Raw genomic sequence first — 20963 nt, 5'->3', positions numbered from 1 at the left:
TTCAAAGGATCAGCCGAACGCCGAGCACGGCGAAGAGCGTTCCAACTGCTCTTTTGAACACCAGGGTGAAGCGTCCCTGGTTGTCGAGTTTGCCGATGACCTTACCTGCGACGATGGCCAGGCCAAGCGCCCACAGCCCGGCAGTCACTGCAAAGAAGCCGCCGAGCGCCAGATAGGCAGCGGTTTTATGCAGGCCATCGGCGGCGACGAACTGTGGGAAGAAGGCCAGGTAGAACAGCACCACTTTCGGATTCAGCAGGTTGGTCAGCAAGGCCTCGGAGAACACACCGAGCTTGGATAGCTCCGCGGGTTGGGTGTCCAAGCGTGCCGTCTTGTCGGCCTTGGAAAGGATCAGCTTGACGCCCTGATAAATCAGATAGGTCGCGCCAAGCGCACGGATGATGTCGAAGAAGCCCGGCACCGTTGCCAGCAAGGCGGCAAAGCCAAAAGCACTGATCAAGGTGTGGACGATACAGCCGCCCATGATGCCCAGGGCCGCCAGCATTCCCGCCGTCGTCCCTTGGGAAATACTGCGGCCCATGACATAGAGGCTGTCCGGGCCGGGTATCGCATGCAGAGCCAATACGGCTACCGCAAACACGGGAAAATTGACGATATCCATTTTGGGTTTATCCCGTGTTTGGGTTGCTGCGGCGGTTAAATCGCGTTGATCGCGGCCAGGTATTCATCGTGCAGGATGGTCAGCATCTGCGCCGCCGGGTAGGCACGCACCTGCGCGGCACCTTGGCCCGCCCAGTGCGCGGCAAACTCGTGGTTACCGGCCTGTGCCGCCGCTTCGATCAGCTTCTTGCCACCGTTATAAGCAATGCCGAAACCCGGGACTTCGGGGTGCCCGTCCGCGCCGACTTCACGCATGAAACGATTGACGATGCCGCGTGCCGGCCGCCCGGAAATCACAGTGGTGATTTGCGTCTGCCGCGCCCGCTCACTGTCGAGCATGCTGCGGTAGGCGGCATTGGCGGACGACTCACGGCAGAGCACGAAGGCGGTGCCCAGTTGGGTGGCGACTGCGCCCAACGCGAGCATGGTGGCAATGTCGCTGCCATTCATGATGCCGCCGGCGGCGATCACCGGGATATTCAGTTGGCTGACCAGCAGCTTGACCAACTCGGCGGTCGGCAGGCACTCATCGACCTTGGCCAGATCGAATACGCCGCGATGGCCGCCGGCCTCGAAGCCTTGGGCGACAACGATATCGATCCCAGCCGCCTGCACTTGCAGGGCTTCATCCAGCGAAGTCGCCGAAGCCAGCAACGTTATGCCGGCTTGCTTGAGCGCATCGATACGCCCTTGCGGCGGCAAGCCCAGGTGGAAGCTGACTACTGGAGGAGGCTCTTCCAGCAGCACTTGCAGTTGCTCTTCGTCAGTACAAAAGCTGGTGTAGATGTCATGCAGTTCGGCTGGAGGCTGGGCGCCGAACTCATGAAAAAACGGCGCAAGGTACTGCAGCCAGGTTTGCTCGACCTGGGCATTCGCCAGCGCTGGCTGATGGCAAAACACGTTGATATTGAAAGGCGCCGAGGTAGCGCTGCGCAGCTGCTGAATCATTTCGCGGCCTGCTTGCGCATTCACCGCGGCAATCGAGATCGAACCGAGGCCGCCGGCGTTACTCACTTGCGCCGCGAGTTCGGGCGTAGCCGTGCCGGCCATGGGCGCTTGGATGATGGGGAATTGGATGCCAAGCAGTGCGTTAACGTCTTTCATGAGTCGTAAGCCCTCGCTGTTTCAATCATCAATCTTTCAATAGGCCATCGGTTTTACTGGCACTTAACTGAACTTAACGCCGGGCTTGGCCCGTTCGTCCACGCTCAGTTCGAACACATCAGGCCGTGCGTAATGGCCGACTACATCGAAGTCATAACGCGCGCGTTTCAGTTCTTCGGTATCGACCTCAGCAGTCAGCAAGCCCGCAGTGCCTTTCAATGGGCCGGCGAGTACATCGCCCAGCGGTCCGACAATCAGGCTGCCACCTTGAATCAGCGGCCGCTCACTATCCCAGCCGGGCACATCGATCCCCAGCTCTTGCGGTGACGGCTGTACCTGGCAGGCGCTGATCACGAAGCAGCGACCTTCGTGGGCGATATGACGCATCGAGCATTGCCACACTTCGCGCTCGTCCACAGTCGGTGCGCACCAGATCTGTACGCCTTTGGCATACATCGCCGTGCGCAGCAGCGGCATGTGGTTCTCCCAGCAAATCGCCGCGCCGATGCGGCCGGCGGCACTGTCGATCACTGGCAGGGTAGAACCATCGCCCTGACCCCAGATCAGCCGCTCAGTGCCGGTTGGCATCAGCTTGCGGTGTTTGCCGACCAGGCCCAACTGCGGCTCGAAAAACAGTGCCGAGCAGAACAGCGAACTGCCGGAACGTTCGATTACACCGACCACCAGGCTGGCGCCAGTGCGTGTCGATAGGCCGGCCAAGGCTTCGGTTTCCGCTCCGGGAACATCGATCGCATTGTCGAAATAACGCGCAAACGCCTCGCGGCCTTCCGGCAGCCGATAGCCGAGGCGGGTGCCGAAAATCTCGCCTTTGGGGTAACCGCCGAGCACGGCTTCAGGCAGCACCACCAGGGAGGCGCCGGATTCGATCAGCGCGGCTTCATAGGACAGGATCAGCTCCAGGGTGTCTGCCTTGCCGGTGGGCAGGGCGCCAATTTGCAGTGCGGCTACGGTGGACTTGGCCATGGGAAAGCCCCTCTGAAATGGATATGGCATGATGCTAAAAGTTGCCAAGCTATTAATGAAGATCAACTCGATACTAATAGATATAAATCATATGAATATCGCAAAGACCGATCTCAACCTCTTGAAGGTCTTCGAAGCGCTGCATGATGAAGGCAGCGCAAGCCGCGCAGCGTTGCGTCTTGGCGTCACGCAATCAGCCATCAGTGCGGCGCTCGGACGTTTGCGTGGTTTGTATGGCGATCAATTATTCCTGCGGACCGGCCGCGGCCTGGCGCCAACCTTGGTGGCCAATCAGCTCAAACCGGTGGTGACCGAAGCGCTGAACAAGTGCCGGCAAAGTCTGACCATGGTGTCGCCGCAAACCGACAGCTATGAAGGCCGCTCCGTGACTATTGGCCTGTCCGATGACTTTGAAATCGCCATCGGCCACAAGTTGATCGAGCTGATTGCCCGTCGGGCAGCCAACCTGCGTCTGATCTTTCGCCAGACCCACAGCCAGATTGTCTCCGCGGCGTTGATGGACCGCAGTGTCGACCTGGCGATTGCTTCCGGTGGTTTCTCCAGCCGCACCCTCAGCCGCCAGTTAGTGGGCGAGGGCGGCTATGCCTGTTTAGTCGATCCGGCCTGGCACGGCGACGAGCTGAATGACTTCGATGTCAGCCAGTTCGTGGCTTGCGAGCACATTCTGATTTCTTCCGGTGGCTTTATCGGCATTGTCGATGAGGGGCTGGCAGCGCTAGGACTGGCGCGCAAAGTGGTCGCCTCGACCACGCACTTCGCCGCCTTGCCCTATCTGCTCAAAGGCTCGGCTGCCGTGGCCACCGTACCCGAGCATGCCGCCCGCGCAATTGCCGCTATCAGTGGTCTGCGTGTGCTGCCATGCCCGCTGGATCTGCGCCGTTACCCGATTGAGCTGGGCTGGCGCACCTCGGAGCTGGTCGATACCGCGGCGATCAAGGTCAAGCAGGCGATCGAAGACTGTTTCGCCCAGCTTTGAGCGATTAGTTGGTCGCGCTCAGCTCCAGAAGCACACACCCTCATCCCCGTGCATCCAGGTTTCGCTTTCAGGCGGCTTTATCGACGGAATTCAGACGCTGCTAAACCTGCCAGCTGATTCCGTCGTTCTTGTGGAGGGTAGGGAGCAGCAGAGGGGCGGCAAATGACGACGTGGCGGGCTGAGCGAAACGCTGCGTGCAACGGACGTACAGCAGATGACGACGGTTGCCCTGGTGGGGGATGTTGAACTGCAGAGGGGCTACCCAGGCAAGCCGGGCAGTGCTTTCGGCGAAAACTTCACGATCAGGCATGGCGGCCAAGCGCTGGACTGAGTAAGGTTCCTCGCAAAGTGCGCGTTATGCTGCTCGGCATTTCGCCCCGTACTGCAATTTCGTGATGTTGTGCCGACCAGGATGCTTCCTCAAATCAGGTTTATTCCCTGTGTTGGCCTATGTCCGCCACTCTCAGGGAATACCGCGTGAACCAGCAAAACCTAGCCGACTTCATCTGGAACGTGGCCGACGTGCTGCGGGGCGATTTCAGGCAGTCCGAATTCGGTCGCGTCATCCTACCGTTCACCGTGCTGCGTCGTCTGGAGTGCGTGCTGGAGCCCACCCGCGACAAGGTGCGCAGCCAGTACGAGGCGATGAAGGCCAGTGGAGTGGACATGGACCTGATCCTGCCCAGCACGGCCGGTGCCACCTTCTACAACGTCTCGCAGTTCGCCCTGGCCAGCGTCGGCTCTACCAGCACCCGCGCCAACCTGGAGGACTACATCGCCAAGTTCTCCGCCAACGCCCGCCAGGTGTTCGAGCACTTCGCCTTCGACGGCTGGCTGGCCAAGCTGGAAACCGCCAACCTGCTGTACCTGGTGACGCAGAAATTCGCCAGCATCGACCTGCATCCGGACGCCATCAGCAACCACGAGATGGGCCTGGTGTTCGAACACCTGATCCGCAAGTTCGCCGAATCCGCCAACGATACCGCCGGGGAGTTCTTCACCCCGCGCGATGTGGTGCGCCTGGCCACCACCCTGGTATTCGCGCCGGATCATCAGGCGCTCAACGGCGAAGGCGTGGTGCGCACCGTGTACGACTGCGCAGCCGGCACCGGCGGCTTTCTGTCCTCGGCCATCGAGCAGGTGGACGAGTGGAACCCCAATGCCCGCCTGGTGCCCTACGCCCAGGAACTCAACCCGGAGACCTACGCCATCTCGGTGGCGGACAAGCTGATCCAGGGCTTCGAGACCAGGAACATCAAGCTGGGCAACACCCTGTCCAACGATCTGCTGCCTCACGAGCAGTTCGACTATTGCCTGGCCAACCCGCCGTTCGGGGTGAAGTGGGAGAAGGTGCAGAAGCAGGTGCAGGGCGAGCAGGCCAGCCTCGGTTTTGCCGGTCGCTTCGGCCCCGGCCTGCCACGGGTGGGTGACGGTTCGCTGCTGTTCCTGATGCACCTGCTGTCCAAGCGCAAGCCGGTGGATCTGGGCGGCAGCCGCATCGGCATTGTGCTGTCCGGCTCGCCGCTGTTCAACGGCGGCGCCGGCTCGGGCGAGTCGGAGATCCGCCGATGGATTCTGGAGAACGACTGGCTGGAGGCGATCATCGCCCTGCCCACCGACCTGTTCTACAACACCGGCATCGGCACCTATGTGTGGATTCTCTCCAATCACAAGGACGCGCTGCGCAAGGGCAAGGTTCAGCTGATCGACGCCACGACCATGCACGCGCCGATGCGCAAGAGCCTGGGCAGCAAGCGCAAGTACCTTGCCGACGAGCAAATTAGCGAAATAGCCAAACTGCACGAGGCCGGTGAAGAAGGCCCGAACAGCAAGGTGTTCGCCAGCACCGATTTCGGCTACCGCCGCATCACCGTCGAGCGGCCACTGCGCCTGAGCTTCTCGGTTACGCCGGAAAAACTCGCCGGTTACGAAAACACCAAGGGTGCCGATCAGGCCGAACTCTTCGCCACGGTGGCAGGTAGTTTCGACAACCTGCCCGCCTTCCTAAAGGCTGCCGGCATCAAGAAACTCGGCAAGGGCGCACTGAAGGCCGCGCTGACCTGCTTTGGCGAGCGCGATGCCGAGGCCCGGCCGGTGCTGGACGACAAAGGCCATGTGCAGGCTGATGCCGACCTGCGCGAGAACGAGAACGTGCCGCTGAACCAGTCCATCGACGATTACTTCGCCCGCGAAGTGCTGCCTCACGTGCCGGATGCCTGGATCGACCGCAGCAAGACCGACAGCAAAGACGGCTTGGTCGGCATCGTCGGTTACGAGATCAACTTCAACCGCTACTTCTACCAGTACCAACCACCGCGCCAACTGGCCGCGATCGATGCAGATCTAAAGGCCGTGGAGGCCGAGATCGCTGCGCTATTGGGTGAGGTGACGGCATGAGTCACTACAGGCCGTATCCGGCGTGTAAGGGGTCGGAGGGGGAGTGGCTGGGGATGGTGCCAGGGCACTGGGAGTTTAAGTTGCTCACTAGTGTAGGCCGCTTTCAATCGGGGAAAGCCCACGAACCCTATATCGATGATGAGGGAGACTTCATTTGTGTGAATTCACGATTCGTATCGACAGAGGGGGAGGCGAAAAAATACTGCACGCAGAATTTGAGCCCTGCTTTCGTAGATGACATTTTGATGGTGATGAGCGACCTTCCCAATGGACGGGCACTGGCCAAAGCATTTTATGTTGAAAAAAACGGAATTTATGCCGTCAATCAACGGGTCTGCATTATTTCTTCCCAAGATTGTCGTGCGCGCTTTTTGTTCTATCTGCTAGACAGGAATCCTTATTTTCTAAGCTGGGATGACGGAATTAATCAAACCCATCTTCCAAACTCGGCATTTACAAAATTTAAATTTTACCTTCCACCAATTTCAGAGCAGAAAGTAATAGCCGACTACCTTGATCGCGAAACCGCCCGCATCGACGCGCTGGTGGAGAAGAAAACCCGCTTTATCGAACTACTGCGCGAAAAGCGCCAGGCGCTGATCACCCATGCCGTCACCAAGGGCCTCGACCCGAATGTGAAGATGAAGGACTCCGGCGTGGAGTGGCTGGGAGAGGTGCCGGAGCATTGGCGGGTGATGTCGATCAAGCACATAGTGTCAACGCCAATTACAGATGGTCCGCACGAAACTCCAGAATTTCTGGATGAAGGAGTGCCGTTTGTCTCGGCTGAGGCTGTTTCTTCAGGTCGGGTCGATTTCGACAAGATTCGGGGCTTCATTTCCCGCAACGATCATAAGCGCTACTCGCAGAAGTACTGCCCTCAGCGTGGCGACATTTTCATGATCAAGTCCGGTGCAACTACCGGTGTGACAGCAATCGTTGAGACAGATGAGGAGTTCAACATCTGGTCGCCACTTGCCGTCATTCGCTGTGGGGAAAGTTCGGATCCTTACTTCGTTCTGAATTTCATGCGCTCACGTAGTTTCCAAGAGGCGGTTGCCCTCAGTTGGAGCTATGGGACACAGCAAAATATCGGTATGGGTGTCATCAGCAACTTGGCTGTAACGGTTCCTCCGCTTGAGGAACAGCGAAGCATCGCTCAAGTGATTCAGGCTAAGTGTGGTCGTCTCGATGCTTTGGTGGAGAAAACCGAGCGCAGCATCGAACTCCTAAAAGAGCGCCGCTCCGCCCTAATCACCGCCGCCGTTACCGGCCAGATCGACCTGCGGGAGGCCGTATGAGCCAGGGCCGCAGCATCCGCCTGTTTCTGGTGGACGGCACGCCCAACGGCCTGCTCACCGCCGAGATCATGAACTGGACCGGCCATGTGCTGACCGGCCCGCGCAGCAAGCTGGCCGAACTGGTGCAGCGCCCTGAGTGCGGGCGTACCGGCGTGTACTTCCTGGTCGGCCCCGACCCGGAGAATAACCTGCGCTCCAAGGTGTATATCGGCGAGTCGGACGATGTGGCCAAGCGTCTCAAGCAGCACAACCGCCCGGAAGAGCAGGGCGGCAAGGACTTCTGGGAGCGTGTCTGCCTGGTCACCAGCAAGGACCAGAACCTGACCAAGGCCCATGTGAAGTACCTGGAAAGCCTGCTGATCGGCATAGCCAAGCAGTTGGGCCGCTGCGAGCTGGTCAACGGCACCGCCCACGACTACGTCGCCCTGCCGGAATCCGACCAGGCCGATATGGCCTTCTTCCTGGAGCAGATCCGCACGGTGTTGCCAGTGCTGGGCTTCGACTTTCTGCGTGAGCTGACCAAGCCTTCTGCGCCCGCTTCAATCAACGCTATTGCGCCAGTGACCCGCTCACCGCGTTTCACCCTGGAAGTACCACGCCACCGCATCAGCGCCCATGGCCAGGAAATCGACGGCGAATTCTTCGTGCTCAAGGGCTCCAAGGCCCGCGCCGAATGGGTCGGCACCGAGCGCGGTTATCAGGGCCTGTTCAAGCAACTGGTCGATGAAGGCGTGCTGGTGGCCGATGGCGGCGATCACATGCTGTTCAGCGACGACTGCGCCTTCAGCAGCCCCAGCGCCGCTGCCGCCGTCGTCAGCGGTCGCTCAGCTAATGGCCGAACTTCGTGGTTGGTAGAAGGCACAGGGCAGACGTACGCGGCCTGGCAGGACCAGCAGTTGAACAGTGTGACATCCGAGCCGGAAACAGCATGAGGCAAGCCCAATCCCTTTTAGTCTGATCAATTGGAATTTAAGTGTGCGGCGTAGCGCTCTGCTCTGGCCATGCACAAGATGATTTAGTAGGCAGTGCGCTACGTTTCTATCGATTAAGCCAATTCGCGACGCAGTGCGTCACAAATTGAGTTGGACTCATTCACCACGCTTTTTTGGACTATCTGCAATGAACGAAGTGGCCCTGCAGCAGTACCTGCGTGAGCATTTCCCCAAGGAGAATGCCGCCTGTGAGTGGAAGGAGTTCAAGAACCTGCGCCACGCCCTGGTCGGCAGTGCCGGCAGCGATGTGATCAGCTACCTCTCGGCCATCGCCAATATGGAGGGCGGGCATCTGGTGATCGGCGTGGAAGATGCCACGCTGTGTATCGTGGGTATTCAGGACTTCAACAATCAGACCGTGGATAACGTCCGCCAGCGCCTGCTGGAGCGTTGCCGGGCTCTGGACTCGGAAGCCTTCCGCGTTGAGCCCTTCACCACGGACGATACCGGTAAGACTGTGTGGGTTTTCCATATTCCCAAGCATCGCCCACGTATGCCGGTGTATGCCCACGACAAGGCCTGGCAGCGCCTGGATGACTCGTTGGTAGAGATGCGTCAGGAGCGCCTAGAGGCAATCCTGGCGGAGCCGATTGATAGTCGTGACTGGTCGGCACAGATTGTCGAGGGCGCGACAATCAGCGACCTCGATCCGGTTGCGATTGAGGTGGCACGGCAGAAATTTGCCGAGAAATACCGTGAGGCGAACTTTGCTGCTGATATTGCTGGATGGGATGTGCCGACCTTTCTGGATAAGGCCAAGATCACCATCCAGGGCTGTATTACCCATGCCGCGCTGCTGCTGCTGGGCGCACGCGAGGCGACTCACTTTCTGCCCATGGCGCAGATCACTTGGAAACTGGTGGGCGAAGAGCAGGCCTATGAGCACTTCAGCCCACCCTTCCTGCTGACCACGACCCATGTGCTGCAGCGCATCCGCAATATTCCCCAGAAGCTGTTTCCGCAGAACCAGTTGTTGGCCACCGAGGTCAGCAAATACGACACTCGCGTGATTCTGGAAGCCTTGCACAACTGCATCGCCCATCAGGATTACCAGCGGTGCTCACGCATACTGGTGACCGAGCGCCTTGATCGGCTGGTGTTCGAGAATGCCGGCGGTTTCTTCGAAGGCAAGCCCGAGGATTATTTCAGCGGCGAGCAGACCCCGAGTCGGTATCGCAATCCGTGGCTGACCCAGGCCATGGTCAGCTTGAACATGATCGACACCATGGGTTTTGGTATCCGCACCATGACCCTGTCGCAGCGTAAGCGTTATTTTCCGTTGCCTGACTACAGCAAGTCTGATGCGAACAAGGTGGTGCTGGAGATCTACGGCCACGTGATCGATGAGAACTACACGCGCCTGCTGTTAGAGCATCAGGACTTACCGCTCAATACCGTGATGCTGCTGGATCGGGTACAGAAGAAACAGTCGATCACTGACGATGCTGCAGCACTGCTGCGTAAGCAGGGGTTGATTGAGGGGCGCAAACCGAATTACTACGCTGCAGCCCAGATCGCGCAAACCACCGGCAGCAAAGGCGACTACATCCGTAATCGAGCCTTTGATGATGCCTACTACAAAGACCTGATTTTGCAGTGCCTTGAAAAATACGGATCTGCGTCGAGAAATGAGCTGAAGGATCTGATCCTAGACAAACTCTCGGACGCTCTAGATGAAAAGCAGAAGCAAACCAAATTCCGCAACCTGCTTCATGCCATGTCAAAACGCGACCAAACCATTGAAAAATCAGGTGGTTTGCACAAGGGTCGATGGATGTTGAGTTCGTCTAAAGACGCTCAGCGCTAGACAAACTTAAGACAACTTAAGACAAACTGCCTCGCGCTCTGACGTGCTGGGCTGGCACTAACCGAAGGATCGCCCATGAGCCACATCCACCACGAATGCGAACTGGAACGCCATATCGTCGAGCAGCTGGCGGCGGCGGGCTGGCTGGTGGGCAAGTCCGCCGATTACGACGCGGCGCGGGCGCTGTTCCCGGAGGATGTGCTCGGCTGGTTGGAGGATAGCCAGCCGCAGGCCATGGCCAAGCTGCGCGCCATGAATGGCGCCGGAACCGAGGCCGTGGTGCTAGATCGCCTGGTCAAGCAACTGGAGAACAAGGCCGAGGGCGGCACGGTGAATGTACTGCGCTACGGTTTTGCCGTGGCCGGTGGCGGCACGCTGGCCATGAGCCAGGGCCTGCCGGAGGACGAGCGCAACGAGACGGTGATCCGGCGCTATCAGGCCAACCGTCTGCGCGTGGTGCCGCAGCTGCGCTACTCGCTGGACAAGACCGACGAGATCGACCTGGCCTTCTTTATCAACGGCATTCCCGTGGCTACGGTGGAGCTGAAAACCGACTTCACCCAGTCGGTACAAGCGGCCATGCAGCAATACCGTATGGATCGGCCGCCGCAGCGTAAGAGCGGTGGGATGGAGCCGCTGCTGAGCTTCCGCCGGGGCGCGGTGGTGCACTTCGCCATGAGCGACAGCGACATCCGCATGACCACCAAGCTGGCGGGCGATTCGACCTTCTTCCTGCCGTTCAACCGGGGCAACGATGGCGCTGCGGGCAACCCGCCCGGAGAAAACGGCAGCTACCCAGTGAGTTACCTCTGGGAGCGGGTGCTACAGAAGGACAACTGGCTGCACATCTTCCACCGCTTTGTGCTGCAAGAGCGCAAGGAGGCTCAGGGTCTGGACGGCAAGACCTTCTACAAGGAGGGCCTGATCTTCCCGCGCTTCCACCAGTGGGAGGGTGTGACCAAAATGATTGATAAGGTCCGTGAGGAGGGGGCAGGGCAGCCGTACCTGATCCAACACAGCGCCGGTTCGGGCAAGACCAACACCATCGCCTGGACGGCACATTCGCTGATCCGCGTGCGCCGCCCGGACGGTGAGCCGTATTTCCACAGCGTGATCGTGGTCACCGACCGCCAGGTGCTGGATCAACAGTTGCAGGATGCCATTCAGCAGATCGAGCACCAGGCCGGCGTGGTTTGCGCCATCGACCGCCAGCAATCCAGCCTGCCAAAGAGCCAGCAGTTGGCCAAGGCGATGCTCGACGGTGTGCCGATCATCGTTTGTACGTTGCAGACCTTCCCCTATGCGCAGAAGGCCATTCTCGGCGAGACCAGCCTGCGCGACCGCCGATTCGCCATCATCATCGACGAGGCGCACAGCTCCACTGGCGGTAGCACCGCCGATGATCTGCGCTATGTGCTGACCGGGCAAAGCGAGGACGAGTGGGACAAACTGAGCAAGGAAGAGCGCTTGTCGGTTTGGCAGTCCTCACGCAGCCGGCCAGGCAATGCCAGCTACTTTGCGTTCACCGCCACGCCGAAGCACTCGACCCTGAGCCTGTTCGGTCGTCCGCGCAGTCCGGCGCTGCCGGTCAGCCAGGACAACCCGCCGGCACCGTTCCACCTGTACACCATGCAGCAGGCCATCGAGGAGAGCTTCATTCTCGATGTGCTGAAGAACTACACCAGCTACAGCGTGGCCCTCAGAATCGGAAGCGAGTTCGTCGATGACAAGCGTGTGGACGAAAAGAGCGCCAAGCGCGTGCTGGCCAAGTGGCTGTCGCTCAACCCGGTGAACGTGGGGCAGAAGGTCGAGCTGATCGTGGAGCACTTTCGCAAGAACGTGGCCCATCTTCTCGGAGGCCAGGCCAAGGCCATGCTGGTGACCGGTTCACGCGCCGCTGCCGTGAAGTATCACCTAGCGCTGCTGGACTACTGCCAGCGCAAGGGTTACGACAATGTGCAGGCAATGGTGGCGTTCTCCGGCGAGGTGCCTAACTCCGATGTGCAGGAAGGCAGTCTGCCCACCGATCACCAGTTCAGCGAGACCAACCTGAACCCCGGACTGCATGGCCGCGACATGCGCAAGGTGTTCGACACGCCGAACTACCGGGTGATGATCGTTGCCAACAAGTACCAGACCGGCTTCGACCAGCCCAAGCTGGTGGCTATGTATTTGGACAAGAAAATCTCCGGTGTGGAGGCCGTGCAGACCCTGTCGCGTCTGAATCGGACCTTCCCCGGCAAGGACAAGACCTACGTCATCGACTTTGCCAACGAGGCCGAGGAGATCTTGGCGGCATTCAAGACCTTCTATCGCGATGCCCAGGTTGCCGATATCCAGGACCCGAACATCGTCTACGACATCAAGCAGCGCCTGGACGGCATGTTCATCTACGAGGCCGCAGAGGTGGAGGCCTTCGGCGAAGCCATCGTGGATCGCAATGTGACCCACCAGAAGCTCTACTCCCTCACCCAGTCGGCCACAGACCGCTTCAACGGCAAGCTGAAAACGCTCAACGACGCCATTGACCAGTGGGAGAAAGCCTGGGAAGTCGCAAACGATAGTGGCGATGAGAAAGGCAAGGACTATGCAGATGTGCAACGGGCGGAGTATTGCAAGGCTCGCGATGAGTTAATGATCTTCAGTGAGAGCCTGACCAAGTTCGTGCGCACCTATGAGTACATCGCCCAATTGGTCGAGTTCGGCGACCCGGCACTGGAAGCATTTGCCAGCTACGCACGTCTGCTGCGTAAGCGCCTGAAGGGCATCAGCGCCGAACAGGTCGACCTGGGCGATCTCAAATTGAGTCATTACAAAATCAAGAAAGGTGATGGCCTGACCGGTCTTTCAGCTGTTGGTGAAACCCCCGCGCTGTATGGCATCACCGACAACGGCCTGCGTGATGCGCGTGATCGTGAAAAGAAATACCTCACCGACCTGATTGAAAAGCTCAACAACGCCTTCGGTAAGGACATCACTGATACGGACCAAGTGGCCTTTGCCGTGCACGTTTCCGAGAAACTGCGCAGCGATACCGTGGTTATGGCTCAGGTGCAGAACAACACCATGGACCAAGCCATGAAAGCCGACCTGCCGAGCAAAGCGATTCAGGCCATTGCCGGTGCCATGAGCAGTCACACCAGCATGGCGACCAAGCTGCTGAGCGACGAAGCGACGCGGGATGTGTTTCTGACGGTGGTGTACGAGTTGTTGAAGAAGGATTCCGGTGGGGCATTGGCAACGGAGGCACGGGCGTAGAGGGGGGGGGCGACCGGCCTAGTCGAGGCAAAAGCTGTCATTAAGCTGGCATAACCCAGCCAAAACAGCCCTAAAAGGCACAAAAAAGGCACTGTAGCTATTCGCTAAGTGCCTTATTTTTAACGCTTTTTTGGTGGAGCCGGGGGGATTTGAACCCCCGTCCGCCAGTTCTCCGCTGTCGGTTCTACATGCGTAGCCATCTCTATTGAGTTAACTCATCGCGACCCGAGTGGCAGGGTGCTTTGAGCGAGCTGCATAAGTTTTAGCCGTTACACCTGCAGCGAGCTTGGCGGCGATCCTGTTCTATATGACTGTCCAGAATCTTCGGGTTTACAGGCATCCCCTATGGACAGCTAGCGGCACTTAGGCGGCTAGAGCGTAGTTGTCGTCGTTGGCAACTATAAGTTTGCAGCAGCTAATTAACGAGTTCTGCTACCAGCTCGGCATGCCCCTCGAGTTTTGTTACCGGCGTCGAATCCTAATCGGCCCCAAAACCACTGTGGTGACACAGTTGGCACGCCCAGTGTACGGCAAAGGTTCCCACGCGTCGACTCGCCGTTGGCTAAGGTTATGCTGGCCAACTGGCGATATCATGGCGATTTTGTCGGTTATCGTCGCAACCCTCTAAGAGCCATCGCTATGTCGCGTCCGTCGAGTTATCCCTTGCGCCAGTGGATCTGGCGCGCCTTCGTGCAAAGCGCGCTGATCCCGCTGATTTTGGTGGAGACGGTGTTGATTACGGTGTACCTGCTGAGCAACACCGCCATCCGCGATTCGCAGTTGGACTATCTGCGGCAGAGCGCCGTGCAGGATCTGGCGGGGGCGGTGCAGCGCGAGGGGCAGGTCATCGACAGCCGCCTACAGGGCATCGAGGCGCAGCTGCAGATCTATCGGGCGGCGACTGCTCGGGCCCTGAGCGATGTGGCCTACCAGCCGGATGCGCTGGAGCGGGCGCGGCATGCGGTAAGCGCCGATGGGGTGTTCTACAGCCGTAGCGATGATGGGCGGGCGGCGTCTTTCTATGCCAACAGCACGCCGCTGGCGCAGCAGGATCACGCCAAGGCCCTGCGGCTGTCGCAGGTCGACCCCCTGATGCGTTGGATCAGCAGCGCTAACCCCTTGGTCTCGGCGCTCTATTTCAACAGTTGGGACAGCTACAACCGCATCTACCCCTTCTTCATGACCCCCGAGCAGTATCCCCATGACATGGTGATACCCGATTACAACTTCTATTACCTGGCCGACGCCCAGCACAACCCTGCGCGCAAGGTCGCCTGGACGGATGTGTACCTCGATCCGGCCGGGCAGGGCTGGATGATGTCCGCAGTGGCGCCGATCTATCGGGAGAGCTTCCTCGAGGGGGTGGTCGGGGTGGATATCACCGTCGGGCAGATGCTGGCCGAGATCGGCAATCTGCAGGTGCCTTGGCAGGGTTACGCCATGCTGGTCAGTCGCGACCACGGGGTCATCGCCTTGCCTGAGGCTGGCGAGCACGACTTCGGTCTGAACGAATTGACCCAGTACAGCTACGAGGAGGCGGTACGCCGCGAGGTACTCAAGCCGGATGACTTCAACCTGAGCAAGCGCCGCGACCTGCAGCCGCTGCTGCAGGCGATGGCGGCGAGTCCGGGCAGCGTGCAGGAGGTGCTGCTGGGCGGGCGCAAGCAACTGGTGGCCTGGAGCGAGATTCCGCAAACCGGCTGGCGCCTGCTGTTGGTGGTGGATGAGGCGAATATCTTTCGCGAGACCAACAACCTGGCCGAGCGCTACCGGCAGATCGGCTATCTGCTGATCGGCGGGCTGCTGTTCTTCTACCTGTTGTTTTTCGCTTGGATGTGGCGCCGTTCACGGCGTCTGAGCGCCGAGCTGGCACAACCAATGGCGGGGGTGGTGGCGATGATGCGCCGTCTCGGTCAGGGCGATTACCAGCCCAGCGCGCCCACGACTCAGATCGATGAGTTGGTCAGTATGGCGACGGCGGTACAGCAAACCGGTGCCCAGTTGCAGGCCAGCGAGAGCGAGCGGTTCCAGGCCCAGCGCAACCTTGAGTTGGTGCTGGAAAGCACCACGGAAAGCCTCTGGGAGGTCGAGGCCGAGAGCTCGATGATCAAGATCAGCGGGCGTGCGGTTAAGCGTTTCGGCCTCAGCGGCGAGAGTCTGACGTTCAGCGAGTTTAACCAGCGGGTGCATCCCGATGATCTCGATCGGGTGCGGCGCCTGCGCAAGTTCTTTGCCGTCAGCGGTGGAGAGCATTTCGATGCGGAGTACCGCTTCGCCGATGCGCAGGGCCAGTACGCCTGGCTGCTCAGCCGTGGCAAGGTGCTGGAGCGCGATGCGCACGGGCTGGCACTGCGGGTGGCCGGCACCCATGTCGATATCACCGGCCTGAAGCTGGTGCAGGAGGATTTGCGCCGCGCCAGCCTGGAAGCGCAAGCGGCGAGCCAGGCCAAGAGCCGTTTTCTCTCCAGCATGAGCCATGAGCTGCGCACGCCGTTGAATGCGATCTATGGCTTCGCCCAACTGATCGAACTGGACGCGCAGGAGCAACCCGGCGCAGAGCAGCAGGCCGATTATGCGCGGGAAATCGTCAATGCCAGCCGCCACCTCACCTCGTTGGTGGATGACATCCTCGACCTTTCCAGTATCGAGAGCCGGCGCCAGCAGCTGCAGCTCAACGCGGTCGAGGTCGGTGCGCTGCTCGCCGGTTGTGCCGAGCTGGTGCAGCCGGAGGCGCAGCTACGCCGACAGCAGTTGCAGGTCATGGCGGCGGCCGAGCCAGCGCTGTATGTGTTGGCGGATATTCGTCGGCTGCGCCAGGTGCTGCTCAACCTGCTGTCCAACGCGATCAAGTACAACAGCCCGCAAGGCCTGGTCAGCCTGGGGTATGAGGTGCGTTCGAACTGCGTGCGGTTGTGGGTCGATGACAGTGGCCCGGGGCTCAGCGAGCAGCAGCAGGCCCAGCTGTTCCAGCCATTCCAGCGCTTGGGCTGGGAGAATTCGAATACCCCCGGTGCCGGCATCGGTCTGGTGTTGAGCCGCGAACTGGCGGAGCTGATGGGTGGCGAGATTGGTTTTCGCAGTGCACCCGGCATGGGCAGCCGCTTCTGGATCGACCTGCCGAGTGCCGCGCCGCCCGAGACTACGGCAACCGAGCCGCGGCCGGATAGTCAGCCCGAGCCGAAAACGCTGGCCGCGGTGCTCTGTGTCGAGGATCACCCGGCGTGTCTGAAGGTGTTGCAGGAAGGCTTGCGCGAGTTCGCCGAGGTGCGCGGCGCCGCCTCGCTGCAACGCGCCCTGGCGGAGCTGGAAAGTTTCACCCCGGCGTTGCTGCTGCTCGACCTCGACCTGCCGGATGGCGACGGCTTGGCGGTGCTCGACATGCTTCGGCGCACCCCACGGTTACGCGTTGTACCGGTACTGGTGGTCAGCGCCGCGGCCGATGAAGCGATCTTTGCCGAAGCGCGCAAACGTGGCGCCCAAGCCTGTCTGGCTAAGCCGGTCGACCTGCAGCAGGTGCGCCGGCTGGCCTTGTCGTTGCTCGCTCAGGCGCTGTAGGGGCAGCGCCTGGCGGGTTACTCGCTGGCCTGCAGCAAGTCCAAGGCTTCGCCGAGCACCTTCACCGACTGGCTGTGGTCGCCGGCCTTGTGTAGCGCTTCGCCTTCGGCGCGCAGCTTCTGCACCTGGGCCAGTACCTCCGGGTCGGCGGGTGGGGCGCTCTTGAGGAAGGCATCGATCTGGGCCATGTCTTGTGGGCAATGCATGGCCCAGAGCGGGGTGCTGAGCAGGGTGGCGGCTAGGAATAGAGCGAGGCGACGCATGGCGGGTCTCCGAGATTGGGCTGACGTTCCCAGTATAGGAAGTCATCCACCGCGACCATGGCCGCCGGTCATTTTCTCCCGATAAAAAAGCCCCGCACGGGGCGGGACTGAGGTTTGTGCTGTGAACGCGGCAGTGTGCGCTGCAGCTTCAGACGGCCTTGGCCGTGGTGACCCGATCGAGCAGATAAACCAAGCCGTGATAGTCGATGCCGCCATGCTGGCTCAGGCCGATTTCGCAGGTGCGGCTGGTGGAAATACCCTCCGTGCAGGTCTGCACCGCGTCTTTCAAGGTGCGCAGCGAGTGGGCGTTGAGTTCCGGGGTGGTGAAGCCCTTGTCGCCGGCGAACCCGCAGCAGTGGATGCCCTCGGGGATCACCACTTGGCTGGTGCAGCGGCGGACGATGTCGATCAGCCCCTGGGCTTCGCCCAGCTGTTGGGTGCTGCAGGTGACATGCACCGCCACCGGCTTGTCCTGCGGCTGGAACTCCAGGCGCTCGAGCAGGTGCTCACGGATGAATTTCACCGGGTCGTGCAGGTTCAGCCGCTCATCCAGCCCGTCCTGCAGTAGGCGCAGGGCGCACGGGCTGGTGTCGCAGTAGATCGGATCGAGGCCACCCCGGCTGGCCTTGAGCAGGGCGTCGATCAGCTCCCGGCGCTTGCCCTCGGCTTGCGCCGCATAGCCCTTGGAGGCGAACGGCTGGCCGCAGCAGAGGCTGTCCGGATTGTCCGGGAAGACCACCTGATAGCCGGCTTTCTCCAGCAGCATACGGGTCTTGTCGAGCAGCGGCATTTGTTCGCTGTCGCTGAACGACGGGCCCATGGCGCGGGAGACGCAGGCGGCCAGATACACGACCCGTGGGCGTTGATCGGCAGTCGGCGGGGTGAGGCGGATCGGCTGCGCTGCCTGGGGCATGGCCGGTGTCCACTGCGGCAGGCGGTTGCCGGAGGCCTTGTGCAGGCTCGCGGAGGTTTTCTCCAGCAGAGGGGCACCGAGCACTTTGCGTACGCCATTGGCGGCCAAGAGGGTGAAACGTGCGCCTTTCAGGGCCGTGGCGAAGTGCGCGGCCAGCCAGTTGGCGCTGCCCTGATGGGTCGCCGTGCGGGCGCGCAGCTTGCGCACCAACTCGCCGGTATTGATCCCGACCGGGCAGCGCTGGGCGCAGAGGCCGGTGGCCGCGCACGTGTCGAGGCCCTGGTACTGGTAAGCCTGCTCCAGTTCGGCGGTGTTTTCGCCGGCGCGTTGCTTAGCCTGAATCTCACGCCAGATGACGATGCGCTGGCGCGGGCTGAGCGTCAGCTCCTTGGACGGGCAGACCGGTTCGCAGAAGCCGCACTCGATGCACTTGTCGACGATTTCGTCGGCGGCCGGCAGCGGTTTCAGGTGCTTCAGATGGATCTCGGTATCCTCACTCAGCACCACGTCCGGGTTGAGGATGCCGCGCGGGTCGAGCAGGCGTTTCAGCTGCCACATCAACTGATAGGCGTCGTGGCCCCATTCGAGTTCGACGAAGGGCGCCATGTTGCGGCCGGTGCCGTGCTCGGCCTTCAGCGAACCGCCGAACTCCACCGCCACCAACTGGGCGACCTCGTCCATGAACGCCGAGTAGCGGGCGACTTGCTCGGGTGTTTCGAACGCCTGGGTGAAGACGAAGTGCAGGTTGCCCTCCAGCGCGTGGCCGAACAGGATCGCCTCGTCATAGCGGTGCTTCTCGAACAGCGCGAGCAGGCGGTTGACGCCGGCGGCCAGGTGTTCGATCGGAAAGGTCACGTCCTCGATGATCACGCTGGTGCCGGTCTGGCGCACCGCGCCGACGGCCGGGAAGGTGTCCTTGCGGATCGCCCAGAGCTGGTTGTAGACCACCGGGTCGGTGCTGAAGTCGACCCGTTGCTCGACTGGGAAGGGCGCGAGGGCCGCCATGATCTGCGCCAGCTGTTCATCCAGCAGCGACTGCGAAGCAGCGCGCGATTCGATCAGCAGCGCGCAGGCATTCGCCGACAGCTCACGGACGAAAGCCGGCATCCCCGGTTTGTCCTGCACCGAACGCAGGCTGCGGCGATCCAGCAGTTCGACGGCGGAGACCGGTTGGCTTTTCAGCGCGGTGACGGCGGTGCAGCAGGTCTCCACATCGGCGAAGACGATCAGCGCCGAGGCCTTGTGCGGGTGCTCGAGCACGGTGTCGTAGGTCACCGCGCTGATAAACCCGAGGGTGCCTTCGGAGCCGACCAGTAGGTGGGTGAGGATCTCCAGCGGCTCGTCGTAGTCGACCAGGGCATTCAGCGACAGGCCGGTGGTGTTCTTCAGTCGGTATTTGTGCCGGATCTTCGCGGCCAGCTCGGGGTTGGCGCGGGTCTGCCGGCCGAGTTCGCCGAGCTGTTCGAGCAGGTGCGCATGGCTGGCGCGAAAGGCGGCGACGCTGGCGGCGTCTTCGCTATCCACGGCGCTGCCGTTGGCCAGCACCAGGCGCATGCCGGCCAGGGTGTGGTAGCTGTTCTGCGCGGTGCCGCAGCACATGCCGCTGGCATTGTTGGCGACTATGCCGCCGATCTTGCAGGCGTTGATCGAGGCCGGGTCGGGGCCGATCTTGCGTCCGAACGGCGCCAGCCAGGCGTTGGCCTGGGCGCCGAGCACGCCGGGTTGCAGGCGGATCTGACGGCCGCCATGGCGGATATCGCGGCCATTCCAGTTATCGCCGAGGACGATCAACACCGAGTCGCTGATGGCCTGGCCGGAGAGGCTGGTGCCGGCGGCGCGGAAGGTCACCGGCACCCGTTCGGCGTGGGCCAGCTTGAGCAGGGCGATGACTTCCGCTTCGGATTCGACGCGCAGCACCAGCTTGGGAATCAGCCGATAGAAGCTCGCATCGGTGCCGAAGGCCAGGGTCGACAGCGGGTCATCGAAGCGCCGCTCAGGCGGGATCAGGCGTTGCGCGTCACGCAGAAAGGCGGCCGGCAGGCTCATGCGTCCTCCAGGATCAGCACCACCAGGTCTTTCGGGCCGTGGGCGCCATAGGCCAGCACCTGCTCGATGTCGGCGGTCTTCGACGGGCCGGAAATCAGCAGCGCGTTGGTCGGCATGCCGGCGGCCCACTGCTGCTGGTGCAGCACCTCATAGAGGTTGTCATAGACCTCGCTGGCCTTGAGCAGGGCGAAATGCAGCGGTGGCACCAGGCTCATCAGGCGTGGCTCTTCACGGCTTGGCCAGAGGATCAGGCTGCCGGTGGCGGCGATGGCGCCGAGGGTGCCGGTGAGGCTGGCCGGAGTCTCGTCGAACAGCTCGGCTTTCCACTCCTCGATGGGCCGGTCGTAGGCCTTGAGGGTGATGGTGCAGGCGCTCGTCTTCCAGTGCGCCTGGAGTTGCTGGCCGTGCTCGGTATTCGGCGCGATCAGCAGGCTGGGCAGGCCGCGCTCCACCAGCAGGCGCTGCAGCAGCGCCGGCCACGCGGCGCTACCGGTCAGGTGGATTTCCGTATGCACGGCCTCCATCAACTCGCGCAGGCGGGCGATGCGCTGCGCCGGCGGATAGCGCCAGGGCTGGGTCAGCAGGGTTTCGTCGAAGTCATCGGCCAGCGGCGTGGTGCCGCTCAGGCTGCTGCGCAGCTTGGCGAGGATGTTCTGCTTGGCGCTCATGGCCTAACCCCCATGTAGGAGCGAGCTCTGCTCGCGATTGTTTCTGCGCGGGGTTCG

Annotated in this window: 13 protein-coding genes and 1 other RNA gene; 7 read left to right on the top strand and 7 right to left on the bottom strand. The window is 61.2% G+C overall.

Annotated features, from left to right (window positions below):
• Position 1: 1 nt before the first annotated feature.
• The 3 genes from FFS12_RS16580 to FFS12_RS16570 form a co-directional block, all read right to left on the bottom strand.
• Positions 2-622 carry a LysE family translocator gene (locus tag FFS12_RS16580; RefSeq protein WP_137888396.1) on the bottom strand — a complete coding sequence of 207 codons (621 nt, stop codon included), beginning with the start codon at positions 620-622 and terminating at the stop codon, positions 2-4.
• A 35-nt stretch (positions 623-657) separates the two neighbouring features.
• Positions 658-1725, bottom strand: a complete 1068-nt coding sequence (locus FFS12_RS16575; protein WP_137888394.1) for a nitronate monooxygenase family protein — start codon at positions 1723-1725, stop codon at positions 658-660.
• A 63-nt stretch (positions 1726-1788) separates the two neighbouring features.
• Positions 1789-2709, bottom strand: a complete 921-nt coding sequence (locus FFS12_RS16570) for a carbon-nitrogen hydrolase family protein (RefSeq protein WP_137888392.1) — start codon at positions 2707-2709, stop codon at positions 1789-1791.
• A gap of 82 nt (positions 2710-2791) precedes the next feature.
• Here FFS12_RS16570 and FFS12_RS16565 point away from each other — a divergent pair, with 82 nt between their 5' ends.
• The 6 genes from FFS12_RS16565 to FFS12_RS16540 all read left to right on the top strand — a co-directional run bounded on the left by FFS12_RS16565 (position 2792) and on the right by FFS12_RS16540 (position 13461).
• The gene (locus FFS12_RS16565) at positions 2792-3706 is read left to right on the top strand and encodes a LysR family transcriptional regulator (protein WP_137888456.1); all 915 of its coding nucleotides are present in this window, start codon (positions 2792-2794) and stop codon (positions 3704-3706) included.
• A 450-nt stretch (positions 3707-4156) separates the two neighbouring features.
• On the top strand, positions 4157-6103 hold the full coding sequence (locus FFS12_RS16560; protein ID WP_218568988.1) for a class I SAM-dependent DNA methyltransferase: 1947 nt from the start codon (positions 4157-4159) through the stop codon (positions 6101-6103).
• Entirely contained in the window at positions 6100-7404 is a 1305-nt protein-coding gene (locus FFS12_RS16555) for a restriction endonuclease subunit S (RefSeq protein ID WP_137888388.1), read from the top strand. The genes FFS12_RS16560 and FFS12_RS16555 overlap by 4 nt, the downstream gene beginning before the upstream one ends.
• Positions 7401-8336, top strand: coding sequence for a DUF4357 domain-containing protein (locus FFS12_RS16550; RefSeq protein ID WP_137888386.1), 936 nt, complete (start codon positions 7401-7403; stop codon positions 8334-8336). Before FFS12_RS16555 ends, FFS12_RS16550 begins: the two co-directional genes overlap by 4 nt.
• A 187-nt stretch (positions 8337-8523) precedes the next feature.
• Positions 8524-10203: an ATP-binding protein gene (locus FFS12_RS16545; RefSeq protein ID WP_137888384.1), complete on the top strand. Its 1680-nt coding sequence runs from the start codon at positions 8524-8526 to the stop codon at positions 10201-10203.
• Between the two features lie 75 nt (positions 10204-10278).
• A complete protein-coding gene (locus FFS12_RS16540; protein WP_137888382.1) occupies positions 10279-13461 on the top strand; it encodes a type I restriction endonuclease subunit R in 3183 nt (1060 codons plus the stop codon).
• Positions 13462-13592: 131 nt separating this feature from the next.
• On the opposite strand, the gene ssrA is transcribed toward FFS12_RS16540, so the two are convergent.
• Positions 13593-13951, bottom strand: a transfer-messenger RNA (tmRNA) gene (gene ssrA / locus FFS12_RS16535).
• A 149-nt stretch (positions 13952-14100) separates the two neighbouring features.
• Between ssrA and FFS12_RS16530 the strand changes: the two genes are divergently transcribed.
• Positions 14101-17016, top strand: a complete 2916-nt coding sequence (locus FFS12_RS16530; protein WP_137888380.1) for an ATP-binding protein — start codon at positions 14101-14103, stop codon at positions 17014-17016.
• 17 nt (positions 17017-17033) lie between these two features.
• Here the strand turns inward: FFS12_RS16530 and FFS12_RS16525 are convergent, their stop codons facing one another.
• The 3 genes from FFS12_RS16525 to FFS12_RS16515 all read right to left on the bottom strand — a co-directional run bounded on the left by FFS12_RS16525 (position 17034) and on the right by FFS12_RS16515 (position 20906).
• A complete protein-coding gene (locus tag FFS12_RS16525; protein WP_137888378.1) occupies positions 17034-17279 on the bottom strand; it encodes a hypothetical protein in 246 nt (81 codons plus the stop codon).
• A 148-nt stretch (positions 17280-17427) separates the two neighbouring features.
• Positions 17428-20238, bottom strand: coding sequence for an FAD-binding and (Fe-S)-binding domain-containing protein (locus tag FFS12_RS16520; protein WP_137888376.1), 2811 nt, complete (start codon positions 20236-20238; stop codon positions 17428-17430).
• A complete protein-coding gene (locus FFS12_RS16515; RefSeq protein ID WP_137888374.1) occupies positions 20235-20906 on the bottom strand; it encodes a lactate utilization protein C in 672 nt (223 codons plus the stop codon). The genes FFS12_RS16520 and FFS12_RS16515 overlap by 4 nt, the downstream gene beginning before the upstream one ends.
• Positions 20907-20963: the final 57 nt, after the last annotated feature.

Origin of the sequence: Pseudomonas sp. 2FE, from assembly GCF_005503735.1 — a bacterium.
Lineage (GTDB): Bacteria > Pseudomonadota > Gammaproteobacteria > Pseudomonadales > Pseudomonadaceae > Aquipseudomonas.
Note: the sequence above shows the minus strand (reverse complement) of the source record. Positions and strands in the feature narration are given on the sequence as shown.

What these genes read in the sequence shown, in the direction of transcription:
- FFS12_RS16580 (WP_137888396.1), bottom strand. Translation starts at nt 622, where the DNA reads ATGGATATCGTCAATTTTCCCGTGTTTGCGGTAGCCGTATTGGCTCTG.
- FFS12_RS16575 (WP_137888394.1), bottom strand. Translation starts at nt 1,725, where the DNA reads ATGAAAGACGTTAACGCACTGCTTGGCATCCAATTCCCCATCATCCAA.
- FFS12_RS16570 (WP_137888392.1), bottom strand. Translation starts at nt 2,709, where the DNA reads ATGGCCAAGTCCACCGTAGCCGCACTGCAAATTGGCGCCCTGCCCACC.
- FFS12_RS16560 (WP_218568988.1), top strand. Translation starts at nt 4,157, where the DNA reads ATGTCCGCCACTCTCAGGGAATACCGCGTGAACCAGCAAAACCTAGCC.
- FFS12_RS16555 (WP_137888388.1), top strand. Translation starts at nt 6,100, where the DNA reads ATGAGTCACTACAGGCCGTATCCGGCGTGTAAGGGGTCGGAGGGGGAG.
- FFS12_RS16550 (WP_137888386.1), top strand. Translation starts at nt 7,401, where the DNA reads ATGAGCCAGGGCCGCAGCATCCGCCTGTTTCTGGTGGACGGCACGCCC.
- FFS12_RS16545 (WP_137888384.1), top strand. Translation starts at nt 8,524, where the DNA reads ATGAACGAAGTGGCCCTGCAGCAGTACCTGCGTGAGCATTTCCCCAAG.
- FFS12_RS16540 (WP_137888382.1), top strand. Translation starts at nt 10,279, where the DNA reads ATGAGCCACATCCACCACGAATGCGAACTGGAACGCCATATCGTCGAG.
- FFS12_RS16530 (WP_137888380.1), top strand. Translation starts at nt 14,101, where the DNA reads ATGTCGCGTCCGTCGAGTTATCCCTTGCGCCAGTGGATCTGGCGCGCC.
- FFS12_RS16525 (WP_137888378.1), bottom strand. Translation starts at nt 17,279, where the DNA reads ATGCGTCGCCTCGCTCTATTCCTAGCCGCCACCCTGCTCAGCACCCCG.
- FFS12_RS16520 (WP_137888376.1), bottom strand. Translation starts at nt 20,238, where the DNA reads ATGAGCCTGCCGGCCGCCTTTCTGCGTGACGCGCAACGCCTGATCCCG.
- FFS12_RS16515 (WP_137888374.1), bottom strand. Translation starts at nt 20,906, where the DNA reads ATGAGCGCCAAGCAGAACATCCTCGCCAAGCTGCGCAGCAGCCTGAGC.